The organism is Burkholderia sp. RF2-non_BP3 (assembly GCF_001522185.1).
GTDB lineage: Bacteria > Pseudomonadota > Gammaproteobacteria > Burkholderiales > Burkholderiaceae > Burkholderia > Burkholderia diffusa.
This window is the reverse complement of sequence record NZ_LOSU01000028.1, coordinates 224,555-240,803: the sequence shown is the minus strand read 5'-3', so window position 1 is coordinate 240,803 and position 16,249 is coordinate 224,555. Positions and strand designations below refer to the sequence as shown.

Here is a 16,249-nt window from a genome sequence, read left to right as displayed (position 1 = left end):
GATCCGGCGGAATGCCGCGCGACGCAGTCGATGCGCCGCGCGGCAGGTTGCATCAGGACACCTGAGTAGCGGTTACTTCGTCGCCCACGCGGCGAAGCGCTGCTCGAGCTCGTCGCTGTGGTCGGTCCAGAAGCCGATGTCCTCCAGCACCGCGTTCTTGCCGTTGGCCGGCGAGTTCGGCAGGTTCGCGAGCGTCTTCGCGTCGAGCGACTTGATCGCCGCGATGTTCGTCGGGCCGTACGCGATGTGCTGCGCATACCCTTGCTGCGGCTTCGGCGTCAGCGTGTACGCGATGTACTGCTCGGCCAGCGCCTTGTTCGGCGAGCCCTTCGGAATCGCCCAGTAGTCGAGGTCGTAGATGCTGCCGTTCCACACGACCTTCAGGTTCTTGCCTTCCTTCTGCGCGGCATCGATACGGCCGTTGTACGCGGTCGACATCACGACGTCGCCGGCCACCAGGAACTGCGGCGGCTGCGCGCCCGCTTCCCACCACTGGATGTACGGCTTCAGCTCGTCGAGCTTCTTGAACGCGCGGTCCTGGCCGGCCTTCGTGCCGAGCACCTTGTACACGTCCTTCGTCGCGACGCCGTCGGCCATCAGCGCGAACTCGAGGTTGTAGCGCGCGCCCTTGCGCATGCCGCGCTTGCCGGGGAATTTCTTCACGTTCCAGAAATCGGCCCAGCCGGTCGGCGCGGTCTTCAGCTTGTCCGCGTTGTACGACAGCGCGGTCGACCACACGAAGAAGCCGACGCCGCACACCTGCGGCGATTCGGGAATCAGGTCGGACTTCTTCGCGATCTTCGACCAGTCGAGCTTTTCGTACAGCCCTTCGTCGCAGCCGCGGTTCAGGTCGCCCGATTCGACTTCGACCACGTCCCAGTTGACGTGCTTCGCCTCGACCATCGCCTTCACTTTCGCCTGCTCGCCGTTGTACTCGACGGCCGTGACCTTGTTGCCGGTCGCCTTCTCGAACGGCTGGTTGAATGCGGCCTTCTGTGCGTCGCCGTTCGCGCCGCCGAAGTTGACGACCGTGAGTTCGGCCGCCGTGGCCGATGCGCCGACGACGGCGAGCGCCAGTGCGAGCGCGGTGCGACGCGCGGTAGTGCTTGCTCCGTTCATGATGGTTCCTCTCCTCTCGTGGTGGAAGTGGGCAGTTGTAGTTGACGACGTGCTGCGATAAAGCGGGAAAACCCTGCGTCAGGCGAATACGCGCAGATGCTCGGGCGCGAATGCGAGCGATACCGGCGCGCCGGGCGAGAACGCGTCGAGCGCGCCCGTGCCGAGCGGCACCTTCACGAAGCATTCGTCCTGGCCCGGCAGCGCGCAGCGCATGCGCACGTGATCGCCGAAATAGATGAGACTGCGCGCCTCGCCGGTCACGCGGTTGGCGGTGCCGTTCGCGTGACCGTTCGCGAGGCTCATGCGTTCGGGCCGGATGCATGCGACGGCCGGCGCGCCTTCGGCCGCGTCGCCGATGCGGCGACCGACGAGCTGCGTGCCGTCGTCGAGGCGGAATTCGCAGAATTCGCCGTCGACGCGCGCGATGGTGCCGCGCAGCCGGTTGCTGTCGCCGATGAAGTTCGCGACGAATTCGTTGCACGGCGATTCGTACAGGCGGTCGACGGTATCGAGCTGCTGCACGATGCCCTTGTCGAACACCGCGACGCGATCGGACATCGTCAACGCCTCGCCCTGGTCGTGCGTCACGTAGACGAAGGTCACGCCGAGCTTCTCGTGCAGCGCCTTCAGTTCGTACTGCATGTGTTCGCGCAACTGCTTGTCGAGCGCGCCGAGCGGCTCGTCCATCAGCACGAGCTTGGGCTCGAACACGAGCGCCCGCGCGAGCGCGATGCGCTGCTGCTGGCCGCCCGACAACTGCGCCGGATAGCGTTTCGCGAAACGCTCCATCTGCACCATCTTCAGCGCATGCGCGACGCGCTCCGCGCGCTCGGCCGGCGGCAGCTTGCGCACCGACAGCGGATACGCGACGTTCTGCTCGACCGTCAGGTGCGGAAACAGCGCGTAGTTCTGGAACACCATGCCGATGTTGCGCTTGTGCGGCGGCACGGTGTTCAGCAGTTCGCCGTCGAGGCGGATCTCGCCGCCCGTCGGAAACTCGAAGCCCGCCAGCATCATCAGGCAGGTGGTCTTGCCCGAGCCGGACGGCCCGAGCAGCGTCAGGAATTCCCCTCGGTGGATGTCGAGGTCGAGCGATTTGACGACCAGCGTCTCGCCGTCATAGGTCTTCCGCACGCCGCGAAAGCTGACGATCACATCATCGGACTTCATCGTGGCTGTCCCCTTGCTGCGCGACAAACGTTTTTGAGATGAACCCACTATACGGTGCGTACGGTTCTACAATAGGGAACCATTTCAATATTCCTAGTAGGACCACTTTGGATACCGTGATCCTGGCCGACTGGCTCTCCGCCCGTCTCGACCGCAGTTCGTCCGAGCCGATGTATCGGCAGTTGCTGCAACTGATGCAGCAAGCCATTCTGACCGGGGAATTAGGGCCAGGGACGAAGCTGCCCAGTTCGCGCACCCTCGCGGCAGATCTGTCGATCGCGCGCAATACCGTGCTGCACGTGTACGACCAGTTGACGGCCGAAGGCTACGTGCTGACGACGACCGGGAGCGGCACCTATGTGGCCGACACGCGCCCGGACGCGGCCGCGATCCGCGTGCCGGGCGCCGCGCCGCCGCCGTCCGACGCCGGTGCGGCGGCGCAGCAGGACGCACAAGGCGACCTGTCGATGCGCGGGCGGCAACTGATCGAGCATGCGGGCGTGTCGCGGCGCCAGTGGGGCGCGTTCATGCCGGGCGTGCCGGATGTGTCGGAATTCCCGAGCCGCACATGGAGCCGCCTGCAGGCACGCCTGTGGAAAGAAGCGAATCCCGAATTGCTGACCTATTCGCCGGGTGGCGGCTACCGGCCGCTGCGCCGTGCGCTCGCCGACTACCTGCGCGTCGCGCGCTCGGTCAAATGCTCGCCGGACCAGGTGATCATCACGACCGGCATTCACCAGTCGATCGACCTCGCGGTGCGGTTGCTGTCCGACATCGGCGATCGCGCGTGGGTCGAGGAGCCGTGCTACTGGGGCGTGCGCAGCGTGCTGCAGGCGACCGGCCTCGCGCTCACGCCGGTACCGGTCGACCAGGAAGGCATCGATCCGAGCGCGAGCGACATGCAGCATCCGCCGCGGCTCGTGCTCGTCACGCCGTCGCACCAGTATCCGCTCGGTATGGTGATGAGTCTCGCACGGCGTCGGATGCTGCTCGAGTACGCGCGCCAGCACCGCTGCTGGATCATCGAGGACGACTACGACAGCGAATTCCGCTACGGCAGCCGCCCGCTCGCGTCGCTGCAGGGCCTCGACGACGGCGGCCGCGTGATCTACGTCGGCAGCCTCGGCAAGATGCTGTTCCCGGGCCTGCGGATGGGCTACATGGTCGTGCCGGAGCATCTTGTCGACACGTTCCGCACCGGGTTGTCGGAACTGTATCGCGAGGGCCAGCTGATGCAGCAGGCCGTGCTCGCCGAATTCATCATGGACGGGCACCTGACTTCACACGTCAGGCGAATGCGCACGCTGTACGGCGAGCGCCGGCAATTGCTGATCGATGCGATCCATGCGCGCTTCGGCGACGCGCTGCCCGTGATGGGCGACGAGGCCGGCCTGCATCTGGTGCTCGGCCTGCCCGACACGTGCGACGATCGCGCGGTCACGCAAAGCGCATTCGACGCGGGTGTGATCGTGCGTCCGCTGACCAGCTACTACAGCAACCTCGACACCGCGCGGCGCGGGCTGCTGCTCGGCTATGCGTGCGTCGCGCACGAAGGCATCGGCCCCGCGTTCGACACGCTCGCGGCAACCATCGAACAGCATCTGCCGCGGCACTTCACGCGCGCGGCATGACCGTGTGCGTCACTGCGCGGCAGCCGCGCCGCGGTCGAGCGACGCCGCGCGCATCGCTTCGCCGGGCTTCGTGAACATGCGCTGCCGCAGCGCGGCGATCTGCGCGTCGCGATCCTGCGGCGACAATCCTGCCGCGCCGATCTGCGCACGCTGCGCCGCATAGTCGGCGTAGCGGCTCTGCCACGATGCGTCGTCCTCCTGCATCTGCGCGACGCGCGCGGCAGCTTCCGGGCCAAGTGTCTGCGTCAATTGCGCGCGCATTGCGTCCGGCGTCGCCCCGCTCTTCTGCAACTGCGCGATCTGGTCGATCGCGGCCTGCTGCCGGTCGGCCTTCTGCCGTGCCGCGCGTTCGTCGGCGGGCATCTGCTGCGCGAGCGCTGCGAGCCGCTCCGCCTTCTGTGCATCCGTCAGCGTGCGGTCCTGCGCAATCTTCAGCCGCGCGAGGTCGTAGCGCTGCCGCCACTGCTCCGAGCCGAAGAACGGCTGGCTCCAGTCGCCGAGCGCGCGCGACGCGATCGACGCGCGCCGATCGAGCGCGAGCTGCAGCGCACCGAGGTCGGACTTGTCGACCGCGCCCGCCTCCGGCAGCTTCGCCAGCGCGTCGAGATACGCGCGATATCGATGCCAGACGTCGAGGGCCTCGGGTTGCGCGACCGTGCCGTCGAGCTGTGCGGCGATCTCGCGCACGACGAGTGCGTCGAGCGCGGCCGCGTTCAGGTCGCTGCGCGCGGTCAGGCAGTAGTCGAAGAAATCGCGCACCGCGCGCGACTTCGCGAGATGGCCGCCGGCATCGAGCGGCAGCCTCGGCGCACTGGAACCGGCGAGCGGCGGCGGCAGGCCCGCGCTCGCGGGTAATGCGGCCTGCGGCGGTGCGACACGCGTACCGCCGAGCACTGCCGCATCGGCCGCCGCACGCGTCGCGTCGGCGCCGCGATGCGACGCCGTGCCGCTCCAGATCGCGACGCCGGCTATCGCCGCCACCCCCACCGCGCCATAGACCGCTACGCGCCGCGCCAGCGGCGCGCGTCCTTCACGTGCCGTCATCGATCATGCGCCCGCGAGCTTCAGCCGGTTCGCATGCGTGCGGATCACCGCGACCGGATCTTCCGCATTCGCGCCGCGCACGCCGAGCAACTGGTTGATCTCGTCGAGATGGTTCCACTTGTAGCTCGTGCTCAGCACCTTCCCGTAAAGCGCACTGCACTTCGACACGAGCCCGTCGTTCTGGCCCGAGGCGCGATTGATCATCACCGTGCCCGTGCCGAACAACGCAAGCGTCGACAGGTCCAGCGCGTTCGCCGGGTCGATCAACGGAATCGTGCTGGTGTCCGTCGCGCCCGTCACGCCGAACGCGGAGACGGTCGGCTGGATCGCCGTGCCGGCCCACGAATACAGCAGGTGCGTATTGCCACCGACGGTTTCCGTCGGCGCACCCGTCTGGCAGCTTCCCGGCGCGCCGAGGCCCGCGCTCGGGTAATTCTGGTTGTACGTGGCGGCCTGGGAAGTCGTCAGCGTCTTCAGTGAGGCGAGCGCGTCCTGGTTGGCGTTGTTGCTGCTGCTCGTCAGGATACCGAACACATTGGCGAACGCCGCGATCACCGACGACGACAATCCGGTCGGATCGTAGGCGAGCACGCCCTGCACGAAGTCGGCGAACTCCGAGCCGCGATGCGGCGTGCCGATCGTCGTCACCGACGCGACGAGATCGGGTGCGACGGCCGCGACGTAGCGCGACGTGAGGCCGCCCTGGCTGTGACCGACCAGGTTCACCTTGGTCGCACCGGTCGCCGCGAGCACCGTCTTTACGTAAGCGAGCAGTTGTTCGCCGCGCCCGTTCGGCCCGTCGTCGCTCTGGAACCCCGACAGGTTCGCGACGTAGACGGTCGCGCCATGCTGCTGCAGGTCCTCCTGGATGCCGTACCAGTACTCGAGCACGCCCGCGTACTTGTCGGTGCCGGTGAGCCCGTGCACGAGGATGATCGGATAACGCGTCGCCGCGTAGTCGTCCGCCGGCGCGGTTGCCGCCATCGCCGCGTGCGTCGTTGCGAGCGTCATCAGCGCGGTCGTCCCCGCGAACGGCGCGACGCTCATCGCGCAAGCCACTGCCCCTGCCACCACCCTGGAACGCATCGATCTGGCCATGTATGTTCTCCTGATTATTGTGCTGCCGGTGCGAATGAGATCGGATCGACGCGCACGGCAGGCCGCGAACGGGACGGTCGCGGGCAACGTGTGCGTCGAGTACAGGAGTGAATCACGAGTCGCGAACGTTTGCGCCCTGACTAGATACGGTTCTCTAATCGGTTGACGCGCCCCGCCCATTCGGGCGGGGCTGCGGTCACGCATGCGCATGCTGCATCGCACACGCGCGCCGCGCGTTACAGCTTCGCGCTCACACGCACCCATGCCATGCGCCCCGGCTCCATCACCGGCGCGTTCGCCGGATAGCCGAAGCCCGCATTGCCGGCGAGGTTCAAATGCTCGGTGTAGGCCTTGTTCAGCACGTTGTCGATGCCGACCGAGATCTGCACCTTCTTGCTGACGTTGTACTGCGCATGCAACGACAGCACGCCGAATCCAGCGCTCGGACCGAAGTCCTTGCCGACCACGTTGCCTTCGTTCACGGCATAGCGATGCTGCGGCGCAACGACCCGCCACAGGCCGCCGGCCGACCATGCGCCACGCGTGTATTCGAGCCCGAAGCGCGCCTCGATCGGCGGCATCTGCGGCAGCGGATCGCCGCTCGTCGCGTTGCGCCCCCACGCATACGCGAGCGACGTCTCGACGCGCAGCGGTGCGACCGGCCGCCACGACACGCCGGCTTCGCCGCCCATGATCTGCGCGTTGACGTTGGTCGCCTGCGTGGTCGGCCCCATCATCCCGGTCGCGTAGTTGAACAGGATGTAGTCCTGCACATATCCTGCGTAGGCCGACACCCACGCATCGAACCGGTCGCTCTTGTACTGCGCACCGATGTCGAGCTGCGTGGTCTTCTCCGGCTGCACCGCCGAGAACGCGTTGATCGAACCGGCCGGCCCGCGCTTCGCGGAGAACAGCTCCCAGTAGTCCGGATAGCGTTCCGCGTGACCGATCCCCGCGTACCATGTGACCGGCAGCGCGGCGAGATCGCGCTCGTACCGCACGAAGCCGCTCGGCAGCACGCGCGCGCGATCGTCGTCGAAGGTCGGGTTCGGCCTGCTCGACATCATCCCGCGCGTCGTCGCACGCTTGTCGCGCGCGCTCGCGTAGTCGACCCGCGCGCCGCCGATCACGCGCGACGCATCACTCGCATACCACGTCAGCTCGCCGAACGCGCCGGCATTCCACATCGTCGCCTGCGCATCCCACGGCTGGTCGCCGTAGTTCTGTCGCCCCATCGCCGAGCGCGAATCGAGCCGGTTCGACTGCGCATCGACGCCGGTCACGAGCTTGAAGTCGTCGCCGAATCGGAACGTCGCGGCCGCCCGCGCACCAAGCGTGCGGCGCCGCACCTCGGATGCCATTCGCATCGGCATGCTGCTGGTCGGATCGGGTTGCCGCAGCGTGTAGTTGTCCATCACGTGGTCGGCTTCGTTGTAGTACACGCGCGCTTCGATCCGGTCGAGCACGTCGCCGAGATGCCGCTTGTCGAACGACAGGCCGAACGTCTCGCGACGGAAATGCGCGCCGTCCATCCCGCGCCCCGCGTAGCGCGCATAACCGTCACCGGTGCCCGCCGTCAGTTCGACGCGCGTGTGATCGTCGGGCGTCCAGCCCAGCGCCGCGTCAGCATTCCACTTGTCCCATTGCGATGGCACGGTGTTGCCGTTGCCGTCCTCGTAGTCCTGCGCATGCGCATGGTTCGCGGTCACGCGGCCGTAGACGTCCGGCGTGCCGGCCGTCACGTCGACGTTCTGATCGTTGCGGCCGAACGATCCGCCGACCACGCTGCCGTCGAAGCGCATGCCGGGGCGCTCGAAGCGCGGCGTCACGCGTTCGAACAGCACGGTGCCGGCCGATGCGCCGGGGCCGTACAGCACCGTCTGCGGGCCCTTCACGACGGTGACCTTGTCATAGCTTTCCGGCGCGATATACGAGGTCGGCGCATCCATCCGGTTCGGGCACGCGCCGAGCGTCGGCATCCCGTTCGCGAGGATGTTCAGCCGCGACCCGAACATCCCGCGCAGCACGGGGTCGCCGTTGGTCCCGCCGCTGCGGATCGACGTGAAGCCGGGAATCGTCTTCAGGTAGTCCGCACCGTCACTCGCCGGCAGCGGCTGGCGCGGCGTCTTCGGATCCGTGACGACGACGAGCGGCGTCGTCAACGGTGATGCAACGACTTCGACGGGCGGCAGCAGCACGGCCGCGTCGTCCGTCGGCGCACCGGCGGCCTGCGCGGATTCGGTCGCGGCCGCGGCGGCGGTCATCGCGCCGACGGCCAGCGCGGGAACGGTGAGTTTCAACATGCGCGGCACGCGCCGCGCACGGGAATGGCGCGCCGCCCTCGGCGCGCGCAAGGAAAGAATGGTCATGATCGAAAGCCCGAGTGACGCCCTCCACGCGGCCTCGACGGACCGCACGGATATCGGCGATGAATGGAACGGAAGACAGCGCGTCAGGCGCGCTCGGGCGGTGCGCGTGGGTACGCGCGCGGATAGCGGTCGGCGCGTGCCGCGACCGCATGCGGCGCGGCGGCGGAAACGGCATCAGGGGGGACGAAGGCGAACGATGCGGCGGCCGCGCCGCCGATCGCGGGACTGTGCGCGAAGAAGCCGCAATAGCCGCACGCATCGAGATGCAGTGCATGGTCGTGCGCGCGGCCCGCATCGGGCGCGCGGTGTGCGCCATGCTCTGCACTGCAGACGATTGAGTCAGGTGTGGCCGCCTGCGCGATGCGCCACTGCGACACCAGCGGCGCCGCGATCGCGAGCCAGATCGCGAACACGCCGAGCCAGGCGGTCAGGTGACGATGTCGGTGCAGCATGCGCGGCGATGCGTAAGCGGAATGTAAAAGCAGCCAAGATGTTACAGAATGTTCGCCGCGATGGCCAGTCGCGCATCGCGGTAAACGGACCGGGGGCACATGGTTGTCGATACAACCATGCGCCCCCCGGCTGCTGCGCGGCTTCAGCGCGCGGCCATCACGGTGCCATGCGTCGCAGCACGTCGTCGCGCCGGATGAAGTGATGGTAAAGCGCGGCCAGCGCATGCAGGCCGATCACGAAGTAGAACGCGTTACCGATCAGTTCGTGCGCTTCCTTGATCGTCGGCCGCAGCGCCTTGTCCGGGCCGAACAGCGTGAACGACACGCCGATCCAGTCGAGCGACACGGGCTTGCCGCCCATGTTGATCAGCATGATGCCGAGCAGCGGCTGCGCGATGATGAATACATACAGCGCGAAATGCGCGAGCTTCGACAGCCACTTGAGCAGCGTCGTCTGCGGAATGGCGTCCGGCACGCGGCTGATCATGCGCCACAGCACGCGCAGCACCGACAGCACGAGCACGAAGGTACCGGCCAGCAAGTGCACGTTCATCCAGAACACGCGACTGTCGCTGCCTTTCGGGCCGCGAATCTCGATGGCCAGGTAGGCCAGCGCCACCAGCAGGAAGATGGCCCAGTGGAAGAAGATCGCGGGTGAGCTGTAACGCGTCTGTTTCGCGAGGATGTTTTTCATGCTGTGTCTCGTAATTTCTCGTGTGGTATGCGGGGCCGCCACATGCCGCGGTTGACGGCAGCCCCCGGCGGCTGCCCCGATTGTAGCCTCACGCGCGACCGGCGTTGTCCGGCCGGATCAAATATCCGAGGAATTCGCTCGGCCCGTCCACTGGACCGCCATATGGAAAGTCCGAATCGCGCGCGCCAGCGGCTGTGGCACGATGAAGCTTTGGTGCGACGTTGCGCGGGCATCATGAGCAAAGCGTTCTTCGTTGCGGCCTACCGGCTGATCGCCGCGTTGCTCGCGGTGTCGACCACGCTGCACAGCGTCGCCGGCTACTGGGGCATGCCTGCCTTCCATCTCGGCAACTACTTCAGCTACTTCACGCAACTGAGCAGCCTCTACGCCGCGGCCATGCTGGTCGTGGGGCTGTCGCGTGTCACGCGTCCCGGCTCGGCGCGCTACGAATCGATGCGCGGCGCCGCCGTGCTCTACGTGCTGATCACCGCGATCGTCTACGAACTGCTGCTCGCGCGGCTCGATGCGTTGCGCCACGTCACGCCGGCCCTCAACAACTGGGTCCTGCACCGGATCGTGCCGCTCGTGGTGCTGTGCGACTGGCTGTACGTGGAACCGCGCTCGCCGATCGCGTGGCGCAGCGCGCTCGCGTGGCTCGGCTTTCCGGTCGTCTATCTCGGCTATACGCTCGTGCGCGGCGCGCTGGAGAACTGGTATCCCTATCCGTTCGTCGATCCGCGACCGCACGGGTACGTGCCGGTCGCGATCCAGTGTTCGCTCATCGCGCTCGGCGCAGCGGGACTCGCGCTGGGCATTCGCTGGCTCGGCAATCATGCGAGGCAGTCCGGCACCGCGGAGCTCAAGGAAGGGTGAAGACGGGAACGTGTGCGCCGCGCGGCGCACACGCCGTGACGCAGCGCGTCAGCCGCCGTTGCGCGGCAGGAAGTTCATCGGATCGACGACCTTGCCGTTCTGCCGGACTTCGAAGTCGAACGTCGCGCGACCGCTCGCGTCGGTGCCCATCTCGGCGACCGGCTGGCCCGCGCGCACCGCGTCGCCTTCGTTGACGAGCAGCTTGCCGTTGTGCCCGTAGGCCGTGATGAGGCCGTTGTCGTGCTTCAGGATCACCAGCGGGCCGTATGCCTTGACGCCGGACCCGGCGTAGACCACGCGCCCGTTTGCCGCGGCCCGCACCGAACGGTCGGGCCCGGTCGCGGCGATCACGATGCCGCGCGTCTTGCCGGCCAGGAACGGCGCGGCGACCATGCCCGTGGCCGGCCAGGCCAGCGAGCCCGGTTGCGCGGCCGCGGCGGGCGCCTGCCCGAGCGAGGTCGCGGCAGGCGGCGGCGCGACGCGCAGCACCTGGCCGGGCGATACGGCGTCATTCGGCGACATGTGGTTCCAGCTGGCCACGTCCTGCACGCGCTGCCCGTAGGCGGCGGCGACGCCGGCAAGCGTATCGCCCGGGTTCACGCGGTAATAGCCGGCGATCACGCCCGGCGTGGCGACCGACGCCGGCGTCGACGGTCGTACCGGCTGCCAGCTGTCGGTCCACGGCGTCATCGTACAGCCCGTCAGCGCGGTGGCCGCGACGACGAGCGCCGCCTGCGGCAACCAGCGCGCAAGCGCATCGTGGATCGGAATCGTTTTTCTCAAGGGTCCTCCCGGATTTGCGTCGTTGCGCCGCCCACCGCCCTCCGGCGTGCGACGCACGATGTCCGGCCAGAGGCCGGACCAACCAGTATCCGACCGCTCTCGCGGCCGTCAGTTTCCACAGCGGGACGTCGGCGCGAACGGGCTCACCGGCCCCTTTTTCGCGCCATTTTCGCGTCGTCCCGGGCGTCAAAGATACCATCTGTCGTGGTCAGGACCGCGACAGGCGCCCGATCCGGCAACAATCTTGCGGTCTCGCAGACGCGTGTCGGCGGGCCGCGAGCCGCATCGCGCAGGGCGTCCGAAGCGGCGTCAGGCCGCCGTTCCGCAACCGCCGGCCGTGTCTCGCCGACAACCTCCACCCCGCCTCCGGCCGCCTCCTATACTCGGAGGTGCACCGCACGACCCAGCGATAACGAGGAGAAAAACCATGAACAATGCGACGTTTCTGTCCGTGCAGCTCAACGCCGAGGATTTCGCCGGTTCCAGCGGCCTCGTCGAATTGCTCAACCGGCACCTGCTGTTCGCGACGGACGTCGCCGAAGCGGCGGACGCACTCGTCCAGCTGGCGAGCGTCGCACACCTGAGCGGCGCCACCCGGCACAGCGTCGAGCTGCCGGTACTTGCGATCGAGCGGCTGCGCGACGCGCTCGACACGCTGAGCGGCTACGACGAGGCCTGGCTCCAGGCGCTGGAACCGGCCGACGCGCTGTTCCGGGACATCGGCCGCGGGCCGCGGCCGCTGCATTGACACGGCGGGCGCGGCCAATGAAAACAGCCCGTCGTTCCGTGATGCGGAACGACGGGCTGCGTATACTGCGTGGGGTCATATCAAGCCGCACATGCGGCCCGGCGATCGATGCCGATTAACGACCCTTGTAGACCGGTGCGCCATCCGACACGCGCTTGACCTGCCAGCCGGTCTTGGCGGCCGCCGGAGCGCCCGATTCCTGCTGGGCGGCCGGTTGCGCACCGTAGCCGCTCGTATCGGCAGCGGCCACGTTTTGTTGCGGGTTCACGCGGGCTTCGGCTGCCTGGATGCCTGCCGGGTAGTCGGTACGGTCGCTGCCCAGCTTGTAGCCGGCCTGTTGCAGCTGGGCCAGTTCGGCCTTCACCTGCGCACGGGTGACGGGGGCGTTCTGTTGGGCGAACGAGACGGCGGGAACGGCGAGGACAGCAGCAGCAGCGAACGTTGCGATCAGCGATTTCATGATTACCTCCGGGATTTTTTTGCTCCGCCGCACACACCATGTCTGCAGCGATGGAACAAAGTTTAGTCCCGAGATCACCTAGGGAAAACCATGAAAGAACGAAAACACTGTTTCCTCGAAGCCAACAATTCCGGCATCCGGGAACGAAAAACCCTACTCAAAGAATAGAATTTCGCAACAATGCTGTCCTCGCGAGCCGGTTACGACCAGTTCGCGTGGAAGCTGCCCGGCTTGTCGGTACGCTCGAACGTATGCGCGCCGAAGAAGTCGCGCTGCGCCTGCACAAGGTTCGCCGGCAGCCGCTCGGAACGGTAGCTGTCGAAGTACGCGACCGCCGACGCGAACGCCGGCACCGGCACGCCTGCCTTCACCGCGGCCACCACGACGTCGCGCAGCGCCGTCTGGTAATTCGCGGCGATGTCCTTGAAGTACGGGTCGAGCAGCAGGTTCGCGAGCGCGGGATCCTTCGCGTACGCGTCCGTGATCTTCTGCAGGAAGCGCGCGCGGATGATGCAGCCCGCGCGGAAGATCTTCGCGATCGTCCCGAGATCGAGGTTCCAGCCATACTCTTCGGACGCCGTGCGCAGTTGCGCGAAGCCCTGCGCGTACGAGATCACCTTGCTCAGGTACAGCGCGCGGCGCACCGCTTCGACGAACGCGGCGCGATCGCCGTCGAACGGCGCGGCGGCCGGGCCCGACAGGATCTTGCTGGCCGCGACGCGCTCGGTCTTCAGCGACGACAGCACGCGCGCGAACACCGACTCGGTGATCAGCGGCAGCGGCACACCCAGATCCAGCGCGTTCTGGCTCGTCCACTTGCCGGTGCCCTTCTGCGCGGCGCGATCGAGGATCACGTCGACGAGGTGCTTGCCGGTTTCTTCGTCCTTCTTGCCGAAGATCTTCGACGTGATCTCGATCAGGTAGCTGTCGAGCTCGCCCTGGTTCCACTCGGTGTACACCGCGCCGAGTTCGTCGTTGGTCAGGCCCGCGACGTCCTTCAGCACGGCGTAGCTTTCGGCGATCAGCTGCATGTCGCCGTATTCGATGCCGTTGTGGACCATCTTCACGTAGTGGCCCGCACCGTCCGGCCCCATGTATGCGACGCACGGCTCGCCGTCCGACGGCGCCTTCGCGGCGATCTGCTTGAGGATCGGCTCGACCAGGTCGTACGCGTCGCGCTGGCCGCCGGGCATGATCGACGGGCCGCGCAGCGCGCCCTCTTCGCCGCCCGACACGCCGGTGCCGATGAAATGCAGGCCCGATTGCGCGAGTTCCTGGTTGCGGCGGATCGTGTCCGTGAAATGCGTATTCCCGCCGTCGATCAGCACGTCGCCCTTCTCGAGCAGCGGCTTGAGCGATGCGATCGTCGCATCGGTCGCTTCGCCGGCCTTCACCATCATCAGGATCCGGCGCGGCGTTTCGAGCGACGCGACGAACTCTTCGAGCGTATAGGTCGGTACCAGATTACGGCCGGGGAATTCGGCGATCAGTTCGTCGGTTTTCTCGCGGCTGCGGTTGTACACCGACACCGCGTAACCGCGGCTCTCGATATTGAGTGCGAGATTGCGGCCCATCACCGCGAGCCCGATCACACCGATTGCTTGTTTGCCCATTAGTCAATTCTCCGGAAAAAACAGGGCGCGACCCGAATCGGGCCGCGCGCACAGGCGAAAGGATAGTGGAAACCCGGCTGCGATGCGCACTTGCGTGTCATTGCTCCGCGTGCGGCAGACGCCGGAACACGACGCTCAGGTTGTTCGCCGGCATCTCGACAACCTCGATGCAGTCGAGCCCGCGGTCGAGGCCGAGCGCGACGACCGCCTCGAGATCGCGCACGCCCCACGACGGGTCGCGGCTGCGCAACTGCTGGTCGAACGCTTCGTTGGACGGCGCGGTGTGCCGGCCTTCGCGACGATACGGGCCGTACAGGAACAGCACGCCGCCCGGACGCAGCACGCGCGACGCGCCGGCGAACAGTGCGTCGGTGCAGGCCCACGGCGAGATGTGGATCATGTTGATGCAGACGATCGCGTCGAGCGCCGCGGCCGGCCACGACGCGTCGCGCACGTCGAACGCCAGCGGCTCGGCCAGGTTCGCGAGGCCGGCATGGGCGACCCACGCGGCGATCGAGCGGCGCGCGTGCGCGTCGGGATCGCTCGGCTGCCAGCGCAGCGCCGGCAGCGCCCGCGCGAAATGGACCGCATGCTGCCCGGTGCCGCTCGCGATCTCGAGCACGTCGCCGCTGGCCGGCAGCACGCGACGCAGCACCTCGAGGATCGGCTCGCGATTGCGCTCGGCCGCCGGCGCCGACAGCCGCGCGGACGGATCGGGCGAGGACGTCGGCCCGGTCACGATGCGTGCTCCGGCGCATCGCCGGCGACGCCCAGCCGCGCGTTCAGCGCATCGAGCGCGGGCGCGCAACGCGCCTCGACCTTCAGCGTCAGCATCGGATCGGCGCGCGTGTGACCGAGGTTCAGCGCGGCAACGGGCTTGTTCTGCGCCTGGGCCCACACGCAGAACCGGTAGCCGGAATACACCATCAGCGACGAGCCGACGACGAGCAGCGCATCGGCCGCATCGAGCGCCTGCGACGCCAGCGCGACGCGTTCGCGCGGCACGTTCTCGCCGAAGAACACCACCGCCGGCTTCAGCAACCCGCCGCAGGCCGGGCAGGCCGGAATGCGGAACGTGTCGAGCGCGGCCCATTCGAGGTGCGCGTCACCGTCGGCGGCGGGTTCCGCCTGCGCACCGAGCAGTTCGGGGTTGTCCGTTTCGAGCAAGGTCTGGATCGTCGCGCGCGCGTGATGCGCGCCGCAATCGAGGCATGTGACGCCGTTGATGCCGCCGTGCAGTTCGATCACGTCGCCGCTGCCGGCACGCTGGTGCAGCCCGTCGACGTTCTGCGTGACGAGGCGCTCGATCCGGCCGGTGCCGCCGAGCCGCGCGAGCGCGACGTGCGAGCGGTTCGGCTGCGCACGGCCCACCACGGGCCAGCCGATCATGCTGCGCGCCCAGTAGCGGCGGCGCGCGGTGTCGGAACCGAGGAATTCGTGGAGCTGGATCGGCGGCGAGCGCATCCATTGTCCGTTGCGGTCGCGATAGCCGGGAATGCCGGAATCCGTGCTGATGCCCGCACCGGTCAGCACGAGCAGCCGCGGATGGCGCTCGACGAACGCGTGCAGCGCATCGAGCGCGGCCGGATCGATGCTGGCGGACGAGGGGGTGGGCAAGGCGATGTCGTTCATGTTGGCGGCGCGTGATCGGGCGCGGTGGCAAACCGTGCGGCCAGCGCGCCAGCACATGATACAGAACGCCGCGCGATCGGGCCGGCGATCCGCGCGACACCGGCGCGGCAAAAAAAGACGCCCATCGACCACATGGCGATGGGCGCTCCAACAATTGATCCATCGGGGTAGTGGATCAACTGACAGCACAATGTCGTCAGATCCACCGCGGCGCGGCCGGCGGACCTTTCCCCTGGACTACACCTTCGATTTCCTGATGTCGGGCGGATCGCCGCGCGGCACCGCGTGCGGGAGGCACACGCATGCGTCGCGCTCGGCACGCATGCGTTTCGCGCGCCGGCATGACGATCCGGAACTCATGATTGCCCATCTGCGTGCACGGGCGGTTCATCCCCGACGGCCGACCGGCACCGGTCGGCCTCGTGCGTCATGCATGCACGTCGTCGTTCGGAACGAACCCGAATCGTTCGGATGGAACGAAAGGCCGCACGCTCATGTCACCGCGATCAGCGGCGAAGCGAATTCACGGGCAGGTCGGCGATTCATGTTTGCAACACGACACG

Annotated in this window: 15 protein-coding genes; 3 read left to right on the top strand and 12 right to left on the bottom strand. The window is 67.6% G+C overall.

Annotated elements, in window-relative coordinates; genetic code table 11:
- Positions 1-72 precede the first annotated feature (72 nt).
- Together WS45_RS11575 and WS45_RS11570 are read right to left on the bottom strand one after the other, a co-directional pair.
- Complete coding sequence (locus WS45_RS11575; RefSeq protein WP_059689660.1) at positions 73-1,119, bottom strand: ABC transporter substrate-binding protein; 1,047 nt, start codon at positions 1,117-1,119, stop codon at positions 73-75.
- Positions 1,120-1,197: 78 nt separating this feature from the next.
- The gene (locus WS45_RS11570) at positions 1,198-2,289 is read right to left on the bottom strand and encodes an ABC transporter ATP-binding protein (protein WP_059524691.1); all 1,092 of its coding nucleotides are present in this window, start codon (positions 2,287-2,289) and stop codon (positions 1,198-1,200) included.
- Positions 2,290-2,396: 107 nt separating this feature from the next.
- Between WS45_RS11570 and pdxR the strand changes: the two genes are divergently transcribed.
- A complete protein-coding gene (gene pdxR / locus WS45_RS11565) occupies positions 2,397-3,920 on the top strand; it encodes a MocR-like pyridoxine biosynthesis transcription factor PdxR (RefSeq protein ID WP_059524690.1) in 1,524 nt (507 codons plus the stop codon).
- A 9-nt stretch (positions 3,921-3,929) separates the two neighbouring features.
- Here the strand turns inward: pdxR and WS45_RS11560 are convergent, their stop codons facing one another.
- From WS45_RS11560 to WS45_RS11540, 5 genes are all read right to left on the bottom strand, one after another.
- A complete protein-coding gene (locus WS45_RS11560) occupies positions 3,930-4,964 on the bottom strand; it encodes a lipase secretion chaperone (RefSeq protein ID WP_059699906.1) in 1,035 nt (344 codons plus the stop codon).
- A gap of 3 nt (positions 4,965-4,967) precedes the next feature.
- On the bottom strand, positions 4,968-6,062 hold the full coding sequence (locus WS45_RS11555; RefSeq protein ID WP_059524686.1) for a triacylglycerol lipase: 1,095 nt from the start codon (positions 6,060-6,062) through the stop codon (positions 4,968-4,970).
- 236 nt (positions 6,063-6,298) lie between these two features.
- Positions 6,299-8,431, bottom strand: coding sequence for a TonB-dependent copper receptor (locus tag WS45_RS11550; RefSeq protein ID WP_059699905.1), 2,133 nt, complete (start codon positions 8,429-8,431; stop codon positions 6,299-6,301).
- A gap of 83 nt (positions 8,432-8,514) precedes the next feature.
- The gene (locus WS45_RS11545; RefSeq protein ID WP_059689652.1) at positions 8,515-8,883 is read right to left on the bottom strand and encodes a DUF2946 domain-containing protein; all 369 of its coding nucleotides are present in this window, start codon (positions 8,881-8,883) and stop codon (positions 8,515-8,517) included.
- Between the two features lie 157 nt (positions 8,884-9,040).
- Positions 9,041-9,577 carry a cytochrome b gene (locus WS45_RS11540; protein WP_059689650.1) on the bottom strand — a complete coding sequence of 179 codons (537 nt, stop codon included), beginning with the start codon at positions 9,575-9,577 and terminating at the stop codon, positions 9,041-9,043.
- 234 nt (positions 9,578-9,811) lie between these two features.
- On the opposite strand from WS45_RS11540, the gene WS45_RS11535 reads away from it, so the two are divergent.
- Positions 9,812-10,450, top strand: coding sequence for a Pr6Pr family membrane protein (locus WS45_RS11535; RefSeq protein WP_059525630.1), 639 nt, complete (start codon positions 9,812-9,814; stop codon positions 10,448-10,450).
- Between the two features lie 48 nt (positions 10,451-10,498).
- On the opposite strand, the gene WS45_RS11530 is transcribed toward WS45_RS11535, so the two are convergent.
- A complete protein-coding gene (locus tag WS45_RS11530; RefSeq protein ID WP_059699902.1) occupies positions 10,499-11,233 on the bottom strand; it encodes a peptidoglycan DD-metalloendopeptidase family protein in 735 nt (244 codons plus the stop codon).
- Positions 11,234-11,660: 427 nt separating this feature from the next.
- Between WS45_RS11530 and WS45_RS11525 the strand changes: the two genes are divergently transcribed.
- Positions 11,661-11,981, top strand: coding sequence for a hypothetical protein (locus tag WS45_RS11525; protein ID WP_006760526.1), 321 nt, complete (start codon positions 11,661-11,663; stop codon positions 11,979-11,981).
- A gap of 115 nt (positions 11,982-12,096) precedes the next feature.
- Here WS45_RS11525 and WS45_RS11520 read toward each other — a convergent pair whose 3' ends face one another.
- The 4 genes from WS45_RS11520 to WS45_RS11505 all read right to left on the bottom strand — a co-directional run bounded on the left by WS45_RS11520 (position 12,097) and on the right by WS45_RS11505 (position 15,686).
- Entirely contained in the window at positions 12,097-12,441 is a 345-nt protein-coding gene (locus tag WS45_RS11520) for a DUF4148 domain-containing protein (protein WP_059699901.1), read from the bottom strand.
- 200 nt (positions 12,442-12,641) lie between these two features.
- A complete protein-coding gene (gene gndA / locus WS45_RS11515; RefSeq protein WP_059524672.1) occupies positions 12,642-14,054 on the bottom strand; it encodes an NADP-dependent phosphogluconate dehydrogenase in 1,413 nt (470 codons plus the stop codon).
- A 97-nt stretch (positions 14,055-14,151) separates the two neighbouring features.
- Positions 14,152-14,793 (bottom strand): DUF938 domain-containing protein, encoded by a 642-nt coding sequence (locus WS45_RS11510; protein ID WP_059699899.1) that lies wholly within the window; start codon positions 14,791-14,793, stop codon positions 14,152-14,154.
- Complete coding sequence (locus WS45_RS11505; RefSeq protein ID WP_059699897.1) at positions 14,790-15,686, bottom strand: NAD-dependent protein deacetylase; 897 nt, start codon at positions 15,684-15,686, stop codon at positions 14,790-14,792. The genes WS45_RS11510 and WS45_RS11505 overlap by 4 nt, the downstream gene beginning before the upstream one ends.
- Positions 15,687-16,249: the final 563 nt, after the last annotated feature.